The following is a 15,756-nucleotide window of genomic DNA, read 5'->3' as shown; positions in this document are numbered from 1 at the left end:
AATGGGTGGTTGGTCAAGTCCAAGTCATTGGTTGATTATTTTATTGATTGTTGTATTGCTTTTTGGAGCAAAAAAAATTCCAGAACTTGCAAAGGGTTTAGGCAAAGGTATTAAAACTTTTAAAGATGAAATGAATAATGATGATGAAGTAGCAAAAAATACTCAAAAAATAGAAGAAAACAAAAACACAACTAACAATACAAATGCTGATGCAAGTATAGACGAAACAAAAAAAGCTTAAGGTTTAGTCTTTTGAAAAGTATTATTTTTAATGAAATTAAAAAGATTTTAGAGTGTGATTTTGCGCTTGAAAATCCAAAGGATAAAAATTTAGCACATTTTGCTACCCCTTTGGCTTTTTCACTGGCTAAGGAATTAAAAAAATCCCCTATGTTGATCGCTAGCGACTTAGCGAGCAAATTTCAAAATCATGATTGTATTGAATCAGTTGAAGCTGTAAATGGGTATTTAAATTTTAGAATTTCCAAAACTTTTTTAAATGAACTTGCAAATCAGGCTTTAACAAATCCAAATGATTTTACTAAAGGAGAAAAAAAACAAGAAAGTTTTTTGCTTGAATATGTGAGTGCAAATCCTACTGGGCCTTTACACATAGGACATGCAAGAGGCGCTGTTTTTGGAGACACCTTAACAAGACTTGCAAGACATTTGGGCTATAAATTTAATACAGAATACTATGTCAATGATGCGGGTAATCAAATTTATTTACTAGGGCTTTCTATTTTACTAAGTGTGAAAGAAAGTATACTTCATGAAAATGTTGAATATCCAGAGCAATATTACAAAGGCGAGTATATAGCGGATTTAGCAAAAGAAGCTTTTGAAAAATTTGGTAAAGAATTTTTTAGCGAAGAAAATATCCCTAGTTTGGCTGATTGGGCAAAAGATAAAATGCTTGTTTTGATTAAACAAAATTTAGAACAAGCAAAGATTAAAATTGACAGCTATGTAAGCGAAAGATCGTATTATGATGCTTTAAATGCAACTTTAGAATCTTTAAAAGAGCATAAAGGAATTTACGAGCAAGAAGGTAAAATTTGGCTTGCTTCTTCGCAAAAAGGCGATGAAAAAGATAGGGTAATTATCCGTGAAGATGGACGCGGGACTTATTTGGCGGCAGATATTGTTTATCATAAAGATAAAATGAGTCGTGGTTATGGAAAGTGTATTAATATTTGGGGAGCAGATCATCATGGTTATATCCCTAGAATGAAAGCTGCGATGGAATTTTTGGGATTTGACTCTAATAATCTTGAGATTATTTTAGCACAAATGGTTTCCCTACTTAAAGATGGAGAACCTTATAAAATGAGTAAAAGAGCAGGAAATTTTATCTTGATGAGCGATGTGGTTAATGAGATAGGAAGTGATGCTTTGCGTTATATCTTTTTGAGCAAAAAATGCGATACGCATTTGGAATTTGATATTAGTGATTTGCAAAAAGAAGATAGTTCTAATCCTGTGTATTATATCAACTATGCACACGCTAGAATTCATCAAGTATTTGCTAAAGCTGGTAAAAAAATCGATGATGTAATGAAAGCTGATTTACAAAGTTTAAATCAAGATGGCGTAAATTTGCTTTTTGAAGCTTTGAATTTAAAGGCTGTTTTAAACGATGCTTTTGAGGCTAGAGCTTTGCAAAAAATTCCTGATTATCTTAAAAATTTAGCTGCAAATTTTCATAAATTCTACAATGAAAATAAAGTTGTAGGCTCTGCAAATGAAAATGATTTGCTTAAATTATTTTCTTTGGTTGCTCTTAGTATTAAAACCGCATTTTCTTTAATGGGTATTGAAGCAAAAAACAAAATGGAACATTAAAACCGCATTTTGCTGTTTTAATAATTTAGCAAAAATACTGCTATTATTACGATAATGATACCTAAAATTCCTATTTTGTTTAATTTTTCTTTATATAAAATCCATCCACCAAGACAAGTTCCTATGATGCCTATAGCACCCCAAGTTGAGTAAGCTATGCTTAAAGGAACATATTTTAAAGAAAAAGAAAGTAGAAAAAAAGCAAGTATAGCATTGACAATCGCAGCCAAGCCCCAAATTTTATGCTTAAAACCATCTGATTTTTTTAGCAATAAATTTGCTACGATATCTAACAATGCTGATAAAACAATGATAAAAATATACATTATTCTTTAACCTCGCCTATATTAATCATGATAATTCCAACGATAGAAAGAATAATGCCTAGAATTTGAGTTAAGGTTAAACTCTCTTTAAAAACTATAAAAGAAACTAAAAGTATAAGAATAATCCCTAAAAGCTCCCATACAGCATAGGCTATACCTACTTGAATTTTTTTAATCGCCTTGCCCATAAAAAAATAAGAAAAAGCTATAAATAAAGCCATAAATATATAGCCTAAAACTTGATTTTCCATTTTTAAAAAACTAGTGCCTAAAACTTCAAATACAATAGCAGCAATCAAGAAAAACCAAGCAACAAAAAGTTCTTTTTTTGCGATATTCAAAAAGCTTCTCCCCAAAAATAAATGGTAAAATCATACCATTTAAAGCTTTAATTAGCCTTTTTAGTTTATACTTTTAAGTTTAAAAATCTTTAAAGAAAGTGAGAATTTATGGGACGAGCGTTTGAATACCGAAGAGCTTCTAAAGAGGCTAGATGGGATAAAATGAGTAAGCTTTTTCCTAAGCTTGCTAAAGCCATACAAGTAGCTGCTAAAGAAGGTGGCACTGATCCTGATATGAATCCAAAATTAAGAAGTGCTATAGCCACAGCAAAAGCAAATAATATGCCAAAAGATAATATAGATGCGGCTATTAAGCGTGCGAGTGGAAAAGATAGCGCAGATATTAAAAACATTCATTATGAAGGAAAAGCTGCACATGGAGCTTTGGTTATAGTTGAATGTATGAGCGATAACCCTACGCGCACCGTGGCTAATGTTAAAGCCATTTTTAGCAAAAATGGTGGAGAAGTTTTACAAAATGGATCTTTAGGCTTTATGTTTACTAGAAAAGCGGTTTTTCATCTTGAAAAATTTGCAGGAGATTTAGAAGAATTAGAACTTGATTTGATCGATGCAGGGCTTGAAGAATTAGAACAAAATGAAGAAGAGTTAGTAATTAGCGGTGATTATACTGCCTTTGGTGAGCTAAGTTCTGCTATAGAGACTAAGGGTTTAGTTCTTAAAAAAGCAGGACTTGAGTATATACCAAACAATCCTGTAAGCTTTAGCGAAGAACAGCTTAGCGATATAGAAAAACTTTTAGATAAGTTAGAAGATGATGATGATGTTCAAGCTGTTTATACAAATATAGATTAAGGAGAAATAATGATAAAAACAATCGACACAAGCAAAGTAAATGAATACAAATTTGCTCTTATAGAAACTGAAAAAGGCACAATGAAATTAAAACTTTTTGGTAATGAGGCTCCACAAACGGTTTGTAATTTTGCTACTTTGGCTAATGAGGGATTTTATAAAGATTTAAATTTTCATCGTGTGATCCCAAATTTCGTCATACAAGGAGGTTGTCCACACGGCAATGGTGTAGGTGGGCCTGGATATGAAATCATTTGCGAATGTGATGATCAAGAGCATAAACATGAGCGTGGAACTTTATCTATGGCACACGCAGGACGCGATACGGGTGGTTCTCAATTTTTCATTTGTCACAGCCCTCAAGCTCATTTAGATGGGGTTCATACTGTTTTTGGGCAAATTGATCCAAAAGATGAAGAAAGTTTGGAAGTTTTAGACTCTATACGCCAAGGAGATAAAATTTTAGACATAAAAATTTGCGATAAAATTTAAAAATTTAAAACTTTTTTGAAACTACAATATTTACAAAGCTAGTCATAAGTTTGACTAGCTAAAAATGATTAATGTATAATTTTTTTTTAAACTTTTTTTCTATAATCACAATTTTAATTTGCTAAATGTAACAAAATTACAAGGAGTTATGATTATGAAAACTAAGTTTTCACTTATTTTAAGTGCTTGTCTTCTTTCATCTTCACTTTTTGCTAAAAATACAGATGATGAGATAACCAAGCTTCAAAAACAGCTTGCACAAATTCAAGCTGAACTTGCACAAATCAGAAAAGAAAGGGAAGTTCAAGCTAAGCAAAATGAAGCTGTAAAAGCTGAACTTGCCGATCTTAATGATAGAGCCGATGAAACAGAATTTCAAGCTGCTTTGAGCAAGGTTAAATTTGGACTTGAGTTTTCAACAGCGGTTTCAAATACAAACTATAAAGTTAGCGGACAAGATTATAGCGCTAATAACAAATGGATGAATGAGCTTCATTTAAATATGAATGCTGATATTAACGATAAAACCAAATTCTATGGTCGTTTATCTATGGCTAAAAACTGGTCTCAAATGGGTTGGAGTGGAAGCCCTTATGACTTAGATGCAGGAAGAAACACAAGATCAAGTGGGCCTGTACTTTATGTAGATAGAGCTTATCTTGACTACTATATCACACCTGAGTGGATTGCAACCGTAGGAAGACAGCCAGGAACCGATGGTCCGGGAAGTAATCTTAGAAACAATGCTTTAAGACAATCAACTTATCCAGCCTTAGCGATTAATGCTCTAGGTGATGCAGCAGTGATCACTTATAAGCCTGAAAGTTTGCAAGATCATAAGGTAGCTATCCGTGCAGCTTATGGTAAAACCTATCAATGGGATGAAGAAGGCAAGGTAAGAGACTGGATGAGCGATCAAAAAGATGCTGATGCAAATCTTTACTATGCTGCAGTAGAAGGAGAGCTTCCTATAGAAGGTATGGGAGATAATTTAATATTATTTAATATTGCATATTTAAGTGATTTTGCTTTACCACTTAACAATGGTCCAATTGGTTTACCTGGTAATGGTGTTACTACTACTATTCTTGATGATGATGGGGTGGTAAATTTAGGAGATTTAACTATAGCAAATCTTCATTTTGAAAATTACAAAGCTTTTGGAACGAATTTTAATTATTTTATATCTTTAGGTTATTCTCACGGGAACAACAATCAATTAAGCTCTACATTAAGTGAAATTCTTCAAAAGCAAGGTTATGGTAATGGTAAATTTAATGAAGAAGACGGCTATGCTGTGCATGTAGGCGGACGCTATGATTTTACCAAGGCTTTAAAAGTAGGGTATGAGTTCTTTTGGGGAAGTAGATACTGGTATACTATGAGCCGTCCAAGTATCAATGATCCACTTAATATAAGAATGACAAGAGGAACGGCACATGATTTTTATGTGATTTATCAACTTGATAGATATCAATTCTTACGCTTAAGCTATACTAATATCCAAAACATTTGGGGTAATCGTGGCTTACCATTTGGTGGAGCGAAAAAAGATAAAGCAAGAGCTGATAATATCATGTTAATGTATAATGTAAAATTCTAAGGAGCAAAAGATGAGAAAAATACTTTTTGCAAGTTTATTACCTATCATTGCTTTGGCTGATTGTGCAAGTTTGATGGCAAAATACGAAGCTCCAGAGCCAGAGTCAAAAACAATGAAACAAGTTGAACGCTGGATTAATAAAAAAGTTAGCGATCCAGCTGATGCTGCTGTTTTAAAAGAGTGCATGATCGCTCGTGCAGCAGACAATCCAAATCAAGTTTCAGTTGCAGGTAAATAAAAAAAGCGGTGTAAAGCCGCTTTTTACTGTTTAATCTTTTAAGCTACAATTTTTTAAAATTTTCTTCAAATAAGGCTAATATGCAAGAAATCATTTCTTTTATTGTTGAGACGGCTAGTGCTTGGGGGTATTTGGGTATTATTATCTTAATGACCTTAGAGAGTTGTTTTATACCTTTTCCAAGTGAAGTTGTTATGATACCTGCTGGATATTTGGCACATAAAGGCGAACTTGATATCACTCTTTGTATACTTAGTGGGACTTTAGGTTCTGTTTTAGGGGCTTTGATTAATTACTATATTTGCTTTTTTTGGGGTAAAAATTTTGTATTAAAATGGGGTAAGTATTTTGGTATAAATGAAGTCAAATTTGCTAAATTCGAAGAATTTTTTAACAAACACGGAGAATTTTCAACCTTTACTTGTCGTCTTTTACCAGGAATTCGTCAGTACATCTCTATGCCCGCAGGTTTGGTAAAAATGAAACTTGTAAATTTTATACTTTTTACTGCACTTGGTAGTGCTATTTGGGTGGCTATACTTGTATTTTTGGGTTATTATATAGGACAAAATGAAGAGTTGATTAAAACTTATTTAACTCAAATTTTAATTATTATAATTGTTTTTGTGATTTTAGCAAGTTTAATTTATATCAAAATCAAAAAGCCTTTTAAAAAGGCTTAAATTTTATCTTTTACGCTTTGTATGGCGTTTTTGATTTGTTGTTTTGAATTTTCTAATTTTGTTTTTTCTTTTTCATTGAATTTTAATTCAAAAACCTTTTCTATACCATCTTTTCCTATGATAGCGGGCATTGAAAAAGCTATATCATCAAAAACCACACTTACAGGATGTAAACTTTTTCTATCTTCTAGGATGGCTTTGGCTAAATTTGCACAAGAAGTTCCTATGCCAAATTCTGTCCTTCCTTTGCGTTCATAGATGAAATATCCCTCGCTAATCACGGCTTTTTCGAGTTCTTGTATGTCTAAATCTTTGCCTAATTTTTGCTTATAAAAATCTAATAAATTTTGTCCTAAAACGCTTGCATTAGAAAGTGCTGCAAACTGAGAATCTCCATGTTCACCAATCATACAAGCAAAAATATCTTTTGAATTTATGTTTAAATCTTTGGCTAAAAATTTCTTAAGTCTTGAACTATCTAAATTTGTTCCACTACCAAAAACATGATTTTTAGGTAATTGGCTTAATACTTGAGTGTAGTAAGTTATGGTGTCATTTGGATTTGTTGCGACGATGTATTTGCCTTTAAAATTAGCATTTTTTAAGGTTAAGACAATGTCTTTAAGTTCGAGGATATTGTTTTGAAGTTCTACTAAGCGACTAGGTAATTCTTTTAAGCTTTCTTTTCTAAAAGCTAAAATGATAATATCGCAAGAAGCTAAATTTTCTAAATTTGGCACATGAAAAATTTTTGTATAAGAAAAATGAATGGCTGACATATCTTCCAAATCTCTTGCATGAGCTAGAGCTAAATCTTGTTTTATATCATATAAGTAAAGTTCTGAACAAATTCCTTGAGTAACTATGCTATAAGTACTAGCAGCTCCTACATAACCTAAACCAACTATACCGATTTTTGCCATTTTTTCTCCTTATTTATTTTAAAATTTGCTATAATTATAACAAATTCAATCAAAGATTATTAAAATATGGAAAAACCTGATATACAAAGATTAACTAATTTTTTAATCGTATATACTAAAACTTTGCTAGGTGCTGGAACTTATATAGCTAGGGTGGCAAAATGCGTAGGAAGAATAGCTGAGGTTTATGGCTATGAGATAAATATCAATTTCTTTTTTCATCATATTACTTTAAATGTTGTAGATATGGATGATAACTCCATTCAAAGAACTTATGTTATACCCAATCATCATGCCCATGTTAATTTTAAACTTATTTTTGATTTAAGTGCTTTAAGCTGGGCTATATATGATCACAAATACGATCTTGAAAAAGCAAAAGTCGTTTTTGAGCAAATTTCTCAACAAAAAAAGCATTCTTATTTGCTTAATCTTTTATTTGTTTCTATGGCAAATTCAGCTTTTTGTAGGCTTTTTGGTGGTGATTTTGGTGCTGGAAATTTGGTGTTTTTTGCAACTTTTGTGGGATTGTTATTAAGATATATTTTAACTAAAGCAAAGATTGATTTAAGAATTCAATACATCCTTTGTTCTTTTATCTCATCGTGGTTTGTATTTTTTGGACTGGATATGGGATATACCAATACTTCTGATGTGGCTTTGGGTTCTAGTATCTTGTATCTTATACCAGGGGTATTTTTTATAAATTCTGTGATTGATATATTAAAAGATCATATTTTAATGGGACTTAGCCGTATTATCAGCGTGGCTATTTTGATTTGTTGTATAGCACTTGGAATTTACATGACGCTTAGTATTTCGGATTTTGGGATTTTAAGATGATTGAATTTATTTTAAGAGATATGTTTTTTGCTGCTGTGGCGGGATTTGGCTTTGCTTATGCTTGTAATCCACCCTTAAAAACCCTTATTTTATCTGCTCTTTTAGCGGCAATTGCACATGGGCTTCGTTTTACCTTGGTGGAATATTTTCATTTTCAAACTTTAGCAATCGCAACTTTTGTTGCTTCATTTTGCATAGGATGTTTAGGAATTGCTTTAGCAAAAATCATCAAAACCCCTGCTGAAATTATCGCTTTTCCTGCTCTTATTCCTATGATACCTGGAATTTATGCTTATAAAGCGATTTTGTATCTTATTTCTTTTATACGCAGTGATGATTTGAAGGCTAAGTCTGAATTTTTGGTTCAATTTTTTGATTATTTTTTTACAACTGTTTCTGTGACTTTGGCTCTAGCTATAGGAGTGAGTGTTACTTTGCTTATATTTTTTGAACAAAGTTTTATGATGACTAGACATGCAAAAAAACATTAAAACTTGTTGTAAATTTGTTTAATATTTCTTTTTATAATTTTAAATCAAAAATTTAAAAAAAGGTATTGTATGTTATGTCCAGTTTGTAATGTAGATTTGGTTATGAGTGATAGGAGTGGAGTTGAGATTGATTATTGTCCAAAGTGTCGTGGCGTTTGGCTTGATCGTGGAGAGCTTGACAAAATCATAGAACGCAGTGTCCCTAATACAGCAAATTTTAACCAAGCTCCAAGACAAGAGTCAAGATATAATGACTCAGCTTATCATCAGTACAATGACTATTATAAAAAGAAAAAGAAAGAAAGTTGGCTAGGCGAGCTTTTTGACTTTTAATTTTTATAAAAATAACAAATATTTATATCCTTTTTAGCTTAATATCTTAAAATGTCAAGCAAAAAAGGATATAAGATGTATAAATTTTTATCACACGAGCCTTTAGCTAACAAATCTTGTCATCATAATCACGAAGAACATTCTCATGAACATCATCATTCCCATGCCGATGCAAGGAGTGTGGATAAAAAGATTTTAAAAATTTCTCTTTTAATGACTTTTTCTATGATGCTTGTGCAATTTATTTATTCAATCCTTTCAAATTCTTTGGCACTTTTAAGCGATACTTTGCATATGTTTTCTGATGTTTTTGCCTTAGCTCTTAGTTTTTTAGCCATTATAGCTGTAGAAAAATGGCAAGATCATCAAAAGACCTTTGGGTATTTTCGTCTTGAAGTTTTAGTGGCTTTTATCAATGCTTTAACCATTATTTTATCGGCTTTATTTATCATTTATGAGGCTATAGAAAAATTTATCAATCCAAAAGAAATTGACGCTAAAACCATGATAATTGTAGCTATTTTGGGCTTTTTGGTAAATGGGATTAATGCTTTGATGATGTTTAAGGGTGCAAATTTAGAAAATGTCAATATGAAGTCCGCTTTTTTGCATATGATGAGCGATTTATTGGGTTCTTTAGCGGTTATTATAGGTGGGATCGTGGTGTATTTTAGTGGTATTGTTTATATAGATACGATTTTAGCTATTGTATTATCAATCTTGCTTTTAAGATGGGCGATTATCTTGCTTAAACAAAGCGCTAATGTCTTGCTTGAAAGTTCTCCTGTGGATATAGAAAAAGTAAGACAAGTTTTGCTTTTAAATCCTAGTGTGGATGAGGTAGTGGATTTGCATATTACTCAAATCACTAATAAAATGCTAGTAGCCTCTATGCATTTAAAAGTAAGAGTTTGCAATCTAAAGGAATTTGAAAAACTATCTCAGGATTTATCTCATAAGTTGTTGCATGAATTTGAAATCGGGCACATTACCATACAACCTATAAGGAGTGAAAATGAAATTTAAAGTAAAAAATGTTAATTGCATGAATTGCGTAAATTTGATCAAAAATTCTCTTGAAGATGAATTTGGAAATGTAGAAGTGGATTTGGAGCAAAAAATTTTAAGTTTAAATTTAGAAGAAAATCAAGTATCAAATTTTACAAAAGAATTTCAAGATTTAGGTTTTGAGATCGTAGAGCGTTTATAATGGAAGAATTGCGTATAAAAATAGGCAAAATGACTTGCGTTAATTGTTCTAATGCTATAGAAAGAGCTTGTAAAAAAATTGATGGTGTTAAAGATGCTAGTGTTTCTTATGTGAATTCTAGCGGGATTTTTTTACTTGAAGATCAAAAAAAACGCAAGGATATCATCGCAAAAATTAAAAATTTAGGCTTTGAAATTTTAGAAGATGAACAAAGCTTGAACGCATACAAGGCAAAAAAACACTTAGAATTAAGAAAAAATTTGCTCTTAAGTATAGTTTTGAGTGTGATTATTATGTATTTTGAAATGTTTGTTAAAAGTTCTTTTTCTCAAAATATCCAAATGGCTTTGAGTTTTTTTGGGATATTTTATTGTGGGAGAGACTTTTTTTCTCATGCTTTTTTAGGCTTTAAAAGCAAAAATTTAGATATGAATACCCTTGTAGCTTTGGGGACTTTGAGTGCTTTTGTGTATTCTTTTTTGGTGTATTTGCAAATTTTCAAAGAAGAAGATTTGTATTTTAGTGGTGCAATGATGATTATTTTCTTTGTGCTTTTAGGAAAATATCTTGAAAGTAAGGCTAAATTTAAGGCACAAGATTATCAAAGAATTTTAGAAAATATAGACACAAAAAAGACAAAAATTTTGCTTGAAGATGAAAGTATCAAAGAAATTTCAAGTTCTTTTGTCAAAAGTGGCGATGTACTTTTGGTAAAAGAAGGAGAAAGCATTGTTGCAGATGGAGTAGTGCTTTTAGGGAGTGCAGAGCTTGATATGAGTTTTTTAAATGGGGAGTTTTTGCCTGTTTTAAAAAAAGAAGGCGATGAAGTTCAAGCAGGAGCAGTAGTTTTAAATGGTGCTTTAAGGATCAAAGCAAACAAAAAGGCCATGGATAGTACTTTAGAACAAATCAAAAATCTAGTTTTTGAAGCAGGAAGTATCAAAAGTCCTTTGGCAAATTTAGCAGATCAAATTTCTAAATACTTTGTAGGGGGTATAATATTTTTTGCTTTTTTAGTTTTTGTTTTTTGGGTGCTAAAAGCAGATTTAAATACAGCTTTTTTACACTCTTGTGCTGTGCTTTTGATCTCTTGTCCTTGTGCTTTAGGTCTTGCAACGCCTATAGCTTTGGTTGTGGCAAGTGCAAATGCGGCAAAAAATTTCATTCTTATTAAAAATCCTGCTGCTTTAGAAAAATTAGCCTTAGTTAAGTATGCTTTTTTTGATAAAACGGGTACATTAACAAAGGAAAATTTGAGTATTTTTAAACACAATCTTTCTAAAGATGATTTTGATAAATTATGTCAAATTGAAAGTTTAAGCTCTCATCCTATAGCTAAGGCTTTACATAAAGATCATTTTTTTGTTTTAAAGGGTGAGGGAAGAGTGATTGTGGGTTCTGGTATAAAATACAAAGAAGATAATGATATTTATCTCGCAGGTAGTGCGAAGTTTTTGCACGAAAATGAAATTGACACAAAAGAAAGTGATATCTTTTTTGACTCTTTTAAAGAATATGTTAGGGTGTATTTTGCTAAGAATAAAAAGTGTTTAGGCGGTGTTTTGTTAAGCAATGCTTTAAAAGATGGAGCCAAAGAGCTTGTGTTAAATTTAAAAAAGCAAAATCTTAAAACTTTTATTTTAAGCGGCGATCATGTAAAAAATGTAGAAAAAATAGCCAAAGAATTACAAATAGACGAATTTCACGCTCAGCTTAAGAGTGAAGAAAAACTACAAATCATTCAAAAATTTAAAAAAACTCTTTTTGTAGGAGATGGGATCAATGATGCGGCGGCTTTATCTGCTGCAAGTGTGAGTATGAGTTTTTCAAAGGCAAATGAACTTGCTAAAAAAACAGGAGATTTTATCTTGATAAAAGATGATTTATCAGCGATTTTTAAATGTTTTAAACTTGCTAAAAAAACACGCGGTATTATTAAGCTAAATCTTTTTTGGGCTTTTATTTATAATGTGCTTTGCATTCCTATCGCGGCAGGATTTATACCTTTTATCTCTTTAAGTCCTCATATAGCAGCACTTGCAATGTGTTTTAGTTCTATTACTGTAGTGCTTAATTCTTTAAGACTTAAAAGAATTTAAAAATTTAATTTTTATTAATAATATATTATATATAATTAATATTACTAAAATATATTATTAAAAGAGTATAAATGCAACAAAAATGTTTTTGCATAAGCAAAATGATTAGATTTTCAAAAATTATTATTTTGCTTACCGTTGTATCGTTAGCAGGTATAGTGGTTTTTGGAAATGTGACAGATTACAATTCTAATTTCCAATTTGTTTCGCATGTGATGAGTATGGATACAAAGCCTGTTATTTAGGTAATGCTATAGTTTATATGGCTATTACTTCTCCCGTGATTCATCATATAGGCTATATAGCAATTATTCTTTTTGAAACTTTTATTGCCTTAACAGCTCTAAAAAAGGTGCTTATGATATGTTTAAAGCTAGAAATTTAGATGCTCAAAGCTTTCATAATGCTAAGATTTTTTGGGATTATTTCTTTAACTTGTGTATTTTATGGTTTTTTGCCTTCCAAGTAGTTGTTGCAGAATGGTTTGGAATGTGGATGAGTAAGGTTTGGAACGGTTTACCTGATACTACAAGATTGGTAACTTATATGTTTTTAGCTTTGATTTTCATCTCTCTTAAAAATGATGATTAATTTTCTATACTAGGCTCTCCAAAACAATCTTTAAGAGCCTCTTTAAGATCTTCTTGTGGGTCAAATTTTTTGGCCCCTTCTTTAAGCATATTAATAGAACTTTGAATATCTATGTTTTTATTTTCATTGTTTGGTAATTCTTGAGTTAAGGATTGAAGCTTATTTTCATCAATTGTTAGTGCTTTTTGCACATTAATTTTAGCATTTTCTCCAAATTTAGCTTTAAAAAGTTCTTGTATGAGTTTAAAACCTTTATTGAGTGTATCGCGATTTTGTCCTTGTGCGTTTGAGCTTATATTTAAGGTATTGTTTTCAAAACTAATAAATTTTGTGCTTTGTTTAAAGCATTCTGCAAGATCAAAATCCCTATCATAAATACTATCAAGCAAGATTTCATAAGCATTTTTTTCTGTTTTTTTCTCAAGATGAGGTATGATAGGAGAAGGTGTGATCCTAGGTATAATATTTGTTGTATTTTCTTGTTTGATTTCTTGGATTTGTGCGTCAATTTCTTTTAAATGACTTGCTTCCATCATCATAAAAGCCATAACACAAAGCGTAAAGCCATCATCATCGCAAAGCATATTCTTAGCTTTTGATAAAATACGGAAAAATCTTTCATAAATTAAAGTAGAAAATTCTGTGCTTTTTGCAAAAAAACTTTCTTTTAAATAAAAAAGCATTTCATCAATCACGCTTGAGGCTTCATAGTCTTGTAATTCCTCTAAATACACAAAAACTTTTTCCTTGTCTTTTGTTAAGATAGCCTGATAAAAGGCTTTGATTTTTTGAGGATCTAAAAATCCTAGCATATCTGTAATTTTACTAATGCTGATTTCATTTTGACAAAAAATAATAGCTTGGTCAAGCAAGGTTAAAGTATCTCTTAAAGATCCATTGCCGCTTCTTGCTATAAATTTTAAAGCTTCTTCTTCAAATTTAACATTTTCTTTAAGTAAAATTTCTTTAAGATGATTTAAAATTTCACTCTGTGGAATTTGTTTAAAGCGAAAATGTTGTGTTCTTGAAAGCACAGTAGCTGGAAGTTTTAAAGGATCTGTGGTTGCAAGTATAAATTTAACATAACTTGGGGGTTCTTCTAAGGTTTTTAAAAGCGCATTTGCAGCCTGTGGGGTAAGCATATGTACTTCATCAATGATGAAAATTTTAAATCTTGCCATAGAAGGGGTGTATTTGGTTTGTTCGATTAAGGCTTGTATATCTTCAAGCCCACGGTTGCTTGCAGCATCCATTTCTATAATGTCTATATGTTTGCCTTCAAGTGCTGCAAGACAATGTTTGCAAGTGCCACATGGAGTATCACTTGGTCCTTGTTCGCAAACTAAAGCACGAGAAAAAATTCTAGCACTTGAAGTTTTTCCACTTCCTCTAAGTCCTGAAAAAAGATAAGCATGAGCTAAGCGATTATGATTTAGGGCGTATTTTAAACTTACGCTAACTGTCTTTTGTCCTATGAGTTCATCAAAGGTTTTTGGTCTGTATTTAATCGCTAAAGCTTGAAGCATTTTCTACTCGTTCATTATAGATAAAAGTTCTACATTGTCTTTGGTTTTAAGCATTTTAGAATATAAAAATTTCAACGCTTCAACATCATCCATTTGAGAAATCGCTGAACGGATTGCCCAAATTTTTTGAAGATTTGCTACGCCTTGGAGCAATTCTTCTTTTCTTGTTCCTGATTTGATGATATTAATCGCAGGATAAATTCTTCTATCGGCGATATTTCTATCAAGAACTATTTCGCTATTTCCTGTGCCTTTAAATTCTTCAAAAATCACATCATCCATTCTTGAACCTGTATCAATTAAAGCTGTAGCAACTATGGTTAAAGAGCCTCCATTTTCTATATTTCTAGCTGCACCAAAGAAGCGTTTTGGTTTGTGTAGGGCATTAGCATCCACCCCGCCGCTTAGGACTTTTCCACTGCTTGGAGTTGCGGTGTTATAAGCACGTGCCAGTCTTGTGATACTATCAAGTAAGATAATAACATCTTTGCCTGTTTCTACCATTCTTTTGGCTTTTTCTATCACGAGTTCGGCTACACGCACATGATTATAAGCAGGTAAATCAAAAGTAGAACTAAAAACCTCCCCTTTTACGCATCTTTGCATATCGGTAACTTCTTCAGGCCTTTCATCGACTAAAAGTACGATTAAATGCATTTCTGGGTGGTTTTTTGCAATGGCAGTAGCAAGTTCTTTCATAAGCTCTGTTTTACCTGTGCGTGGTGGAGCAACGATAAGCCCGCGTTGTCCTTTTCCTATAGGAGTAAAAAGATCCAAAACACGACCTGTAAGCTTCATTGCATCGTATTCGAGTTTGATTTTTTCTGTTGGAAAAATAGGGGTTAAGTTATCAAACAAAGGTCTTTCTTTGGCTTCTTGTAAAGGCAGATAATTGATCGCTTCGATTTTTAAAAGAGCGTAGTATTTTTCTTGATCTTTTGGTTCTCTAACTTGTCCTGTAACGATATCGCCTACACGCAGAGCAAATTTTTTAATTTGTGAATTTGAAACATAAGCGTCATTAACACTATCGCTAAGATTAGAGTCCATACCTCTTAAAAAGCCATAACCTTCGGAAGAAATTTCTAAAATCCCTGTAAAAAGTATAAAACCGCCTTTTTTTGTTTGTGCTTTTAAAATTTCAAAAATAAGTTCTTGGCGGCGAAATTCTCTTGGGTTTTCGATTTCACATTCATTGGCGATTTTAACTAGATTTTCTAAATCTAATAATTTTAATTCTTCGATTTTATAACCTTCCACTGGAACGTGGGTTCTTTGATGTTGTTTTTTTTCTTTTTCCATAAGTCCTCGTAAGATTTAGCAGAATAATTTTTGTAAAATGTGATTTTAATAAAAAAATGCACTTTTTGTCAAATTTGTTTATAATTATAAAAAA

Annotated in this window: 20 protein-coding genes; 15 read left to right on the top strand and 5 right to left on the bottom strand. The window is 31.7% G+C overall.

Annotated features, from left to right (window positions below):
• The first annotated feature begins 1 nt into the window (after position 1).
• Both OT390_RS05995 and argS read left to right on the top strand, forming a co-directional pair.
• Positions 2-241, top strand: a complete 240-nt coding sequence (locus OT390_RS05995; protein WP_002852866.1) for a twin-arginine translocase TatA/TatE family subunit — start codon at positions 2-4, stop codon at positions 239-241.
• Between the two features lie 11 nt (positions 242-252).
• A complete protein-coding gene (argS, locus tag OT390_RS05990; protein ID WP_394535904.1) occupies positions 253-1,845 on the top strand; it encodes an arginine--tRNA ligase in 1,593 nt (530 codons plus the stop codon).
• Positions 1,846-1,862: 17 nt separating this feature from the next.
• On the opposite strand, the gene OT390_RS05985 is transcribed toward argS, so the two are convergent.
• Positions 1,863-2,171 carry a multidrug efflux SMR transporter gene (locus OT390_RS05985; RefSeq protein ID WP_002780599.1) on the bottom strand — a complete coding sequence of 103 codons (309 nt, stop codon included), beginning with the start codon at positions 2,169-2,171 and terminating at the stop codon, positions 1,863-1,865.
• Positions 2,171-2,512 carry a multidrug efflux SMR transporter gene (locus tag OT390_RS05980; protein ID WP_002884435.1) on the bottom strand — a complete coding sequence of 114 codons (342 nt, stop codon included), beginning with the start codon at positions 2,510-2,512 and terminating at the stop codon, positions 2,171-2,173. The genes OT390_RS05985 and OT390_RS05980 overlap by 1 nt, the downstream gene beginning before the upstream one ends.
• A gap of 108 nt (positions 2,513-2,620) precedes the next feature.
• Here OT390_RS05980 and OT390_RS05975 point away from each other — a divergent pair, with 108 nt between their 5' ends.
• The 5 genes from OT390_RS05975 (at position 2,621) to OT390_RS05955 (ending at position 6,344) form a co-directional block, all read left to right on the top strand.
• On the top strand, positions 2,621-3,328 hold the full coding sequence (locus tag OT390_RS05975) for a YebC/PmpR family DNA-binding transcriptional regulator (RefSeq protein WP_002787769.1): 708 nt from the start codon (positions 2,621-2,623) through the stop codon (positions 3,326-3,328).
• A gap of 9 nt (positions 3,329-3,337) precedes the next feature.
• Entirely contained in the window at positions 3,338-3,820 is a 483-nt protein-coding gene (locus tag OT390_RS05970; RefSeq protein ID WP_002825322.1) for a peptidylprolyl isomerase, read from the top strand.
• Between the two features lie 154 nt (positions 3,821-3,974).
• Positions 3,975-5,423 (top strand): DUF3373 family protein, encoded by a 1,449-nt coding sequence (locus OT390_RS05965; protein ID WP_406611466.1) that lies wholly within the window; start codon positions 3,975-3,977, stop codon positions 5,421-5,423.
• A gap of 10 nt (positions 5,424-5,433) precedes the next feature.
• Positions 5,434-5,661 carry a hypothetical protein gene (locus tag OT390_RS05960; RefSeq protein ID WP_002822505.1) on the top strand — a complete coding sequence of 76 codons (228 nt, stop codon included), beginning with the start codon at positions 5,434-5,436 and terminating at the stop codon, positions 5,659-5,661.
• An 80-nt stretch (positions 5,662-5,741) separates the two neighbouring features.
• A complete protein-coding gene (locus OT390_RS05955) occupies positions 5,742-6,344 on the top strand; it encodes a DedA family protein (protein ID WP_002822507.1) in 603 nt (200 codons plus the stop codon).
• Here the strand turns inward: OT390_RS05955 and OT390_RS05950 are convergent.
• Positions 6,341-7,267: an L-lactate dehydrogenase gene (locus OT390_RS05950; protein WP_052800192.1), complete on the bottom strand. Its 927-nt coding sequence runs from the start codon at positions 7,265-7,267 to the stop codon at positions 6,341-6,343. The genes OT390_RS05955 and OT390_RS05950 overlap by 4 nt on opposite strands.
• A 66-nt stretch (positions 7,268-7,333) precedes the next feature.
• Here OT390_RS05950 and OT390_RS05945 point away from each other — a divergent pair, with 66 nt between their 5' ends.
• The 8 genes from OT390_RS05945 to OT390_RS05910 all read left to right on the top strand — a co-directional run bounded on the left by OT390_RS05945 (position 7,334) and on the right by OT390_RS05910 (position 12,834).
• The gene (locus tag OT390_RS05945) at positions 7,334-8,110 is read left to right on the top strand and encodes a threonine/serine exporter ThrE family protein (protein WP_052800193.1); all 777 of its coding nucleotides are present in this window, start codon (positions 7,334-7,336) and stop codon (positions 8,108-8,110) included.
• Positions 8,107-8,601 carry a threonine/serine exporter family protein gene (locus OT390_RS05940; RefSeq protein WP_002853757.1) on the top strand — a complete coding sequence of 165 codons (495 nt, stop codon included), beginning with the start codon at positions 8,107-8,109 and terminating at the stop codon, positions 8,599-8,601. The genes OT390_RS05945 and OT390_RS05940 overlap by 4 nt, the downstream gene beginning before the upstream one ends.
• Positions 8,602-8,670: 69 nt before the next feature.
• Entirely contained in the window at positions 8,671-8,934 is a 264-nt protein-coding gene (locus OT390_RS05935) for a zf-TFIIB domain-containing protein (protein ID WP_002902628.1), read from the top strand.
• Positions 8,935-9,009: 75 nt separating this feature from the next.
• Positions 9,010-9,960: a CDF family cation-efflux transporter CzcD gene (gene czcD, locus OT390_RS05930; protein WP_002867391.1), complete on the top strand. Its 951-nt coding sequence runs from the start codon at positions 9,010-9,012 to the stop codon at positions 9,958-9,960.
• On the top strand, positions 9,950-10,144 hold the full coding sequence (locus OT390_RS05925) for a heavy-metal-associated domain-containing protein (protein ID WP_002902625.1): 195 nt from the start codon (positions 9,950-9,952) through the stop codon (positions 10,142-10,144). The genes czcD and OT390_RS05925 overlap by 11 nt, the downstream gene beginning before the upstream one ends.
• Positions 10,144-12,243, top strand: coding sequence for a copper-translocating P-type ATPase CopA (gene copA, locus OT390_RS05920; RefSeq protein WP_061099818.1), 2,100 nt, complete (start codon positions 10,144-10,146; stop codon positions 12,241-12,243). The genes OT390_RS05925 and copA overlap by 1 nt, the downstream gene beginning before the upstream one ends.
• A 71-nt stretch (positions 12,244-12,314) precedes the next feature.
• Positions 12,315-12,488, top strand: a complete 174-nt coding sequence (locus tag OT390_RS05915; protein ID WP_394535903.1) for a DUF2165 family protein — start codon at positions 12,315-12,317, stop codon at positions 12,486-12,488.
• Positions 12,489-12,606: 118 nt separating this feature from the next.
• On the top strand, positions 12,607-12,834 hold the full coding sequence (locus OT390_RS05910; protein ID WP_002873530.1) for a DUF2165 family protein: 228 nt from the start codon (positions 12,607-12,609) through the stop codon (positions 12,832-12,834).
• Here the strand turns inward: OT390_RS05910 and OT390_RS05905 are convergent.
• Positions 12,831-14,360 (bottom strand): DNA polymerase III subunit gamma/tau, encoded by a 1,530-nt coding sequence (locus tag OT390_RS05905; protein ID WP_002873531.1) that lies wholly within the window; start codon positions 14,358-14,360, stop codon positions 12,831-12,833. The genes OT390_RS05910 and OT390_RS05905 overlap by 4 nt on opposite strands.
• 3 nt (positions 14,361-14,363) lie before the next feature.
• Positions 14,364-15,662: a transcription termination factor Rho gene (rho, locus tag OT390_RS05900; RefSeq protein ID WP_002852852.1), complete on the bottom strand. Its 1,299-nt coding sequence runs from the start codon at positions 15,660-15,662 to the stop codon at positions 14,364-14,366.
• Positions 15,663-15,756 lie beyond the last annotated feature (94 nt).

Origin of the sequence: Campylobacter sp. CFSAN122748 (genome assembly GCF_045277125.1) — a bacterium.
Classification (GTDB): Bacteria; Campylobacterota; Campylobacteria; order Campylobacterales; family Campylobacteraceae; genus Campylobacter_D; species Campylobacter_D jejuni.
This window is presented reverse-complemented; position numbering and strand designations above follow the sequence as displayed.

Bases quoted from the DNA above. Each gene is read 5' to 3' on its own strand.
- OT390_RS05995 (WP_002852866.1), top strand. From the start codon at position 2: ATGGGTGGTTGGTCAAGTCCAAGTCATTGGTTGATTATTTTATTGATT.
- OT390_RS05985 (WP_002780599.1), bottom strand. From the start codon at position 2,171: ATGTATATTTTTATCATTGTTTTATCAGCATTGTTAGATATCGTAGCA.
- OT390_RS05975 (WP_002787769.1), top strand. From the start codon at position 2,621: ATGGGACGAGCGTTTGAATACCGAAGAGCTTCTAAAGAGGCTAGATGG.
- OT390_RS05970 (WP_002825322.1), top strand. From the start codon at position 3,338: ATGATAAAAACAATCGACACAAGCAAAGTAAATGAATACAAATTTGCT.
- OT390_RS05965 (WP_406611466.1), top strand. From the start codon at position 3,975: ATGAAAACTAAGTTTTCACTTATTTTAAGTGCTTGTCTTCTTTCATCT.
- OT390_RS05960 (WP_002822505.1), top strand. From the start codon at position 5,434: ATGAGAAAAATACTTTTTGCAAGTTTATTACCTATCATTGCTTTGGCT.
- OT390_RS05955 (WP_002822507.1), top strand. From the start codon at position 5,742: ATGCAAGAAATCATTTCTTTTATTGTTGAGACGGCTAGTGCTTGGGGG.
- OT390_RS05950 (WP_052800192.1), bottom strand. From the start codon at position 7,267: ATGGCAAAAATCGGTATAGTTGGTTTAGGTTATGTAGGAGCTGCTAGT.
- OT390_RS05945 (WP_052800193.1), top strand. From the start codon at position 7,334: ATGGAAAAACCTGATATACAAAGATTAACTAATTTTTTAATCGTATAT.
- OT390_RS05940 (WP_002853757.1), top strand. From the start codon at position 8,107: ATGATTGAATTTATTTTAAGAGATATGTTTTTTGCTGCTGTGGCGGGA.
- OT390_RS05935 (WP_002902628.1), top strand. From the start codon at position 8,671: ATGTTATGTCCAGTTTGTAATGTAGATTTGGTTATGAGTGATAGGAGT.
- czcD (WP_002867391.1), top strand. From the start codon at position 9,010: ATGTATAAATTTTTATCACACGAGCCTTTAGCTAACAAATCTTGTCAT.
- OT390_RS05925 (WP_002902625.1), top strand. From the start codon at position 9,950: ATGAAATTTAAAGTAAAAAATGTTAATTGCATGAATTGCGTAAATTTG.
- copA (WP_061099818.1), top strand. From the start codon at position 10,144: ATGGAAGAATTGCGTATAAAAATAGGCAAAATGACTTGCGTTAATTGT.
- OT390_RS05915 (WP_394535903.1), top strand. From the start codon at position 12,315: ATGCAACAAAAATGTTTTTGCATAAGCAAAATGATTAGATTTTCAAAA.
- OT390_RS05910 (WP_002873530.1), top strand. From the start codon at position 12,607: ATGTTTAAAGCTAGAAATTTAGATGCTCAAAGCTTTCATAATGCTAAG.
- OT390_RS05905 (WP_002873531.1), bottom strand. From the start codon at position 14,360: ATGCTTCAAGCTTTAGCGATTAAATACAGACCAAAAACCTTTGATGAA.
- rho (WP_002852852.1), bottom strand. From the start codon at position 15,662: ATGGAAAAAGAAAAAAAACAACATCAAAGAACCCACGTTCCAGTGGAA.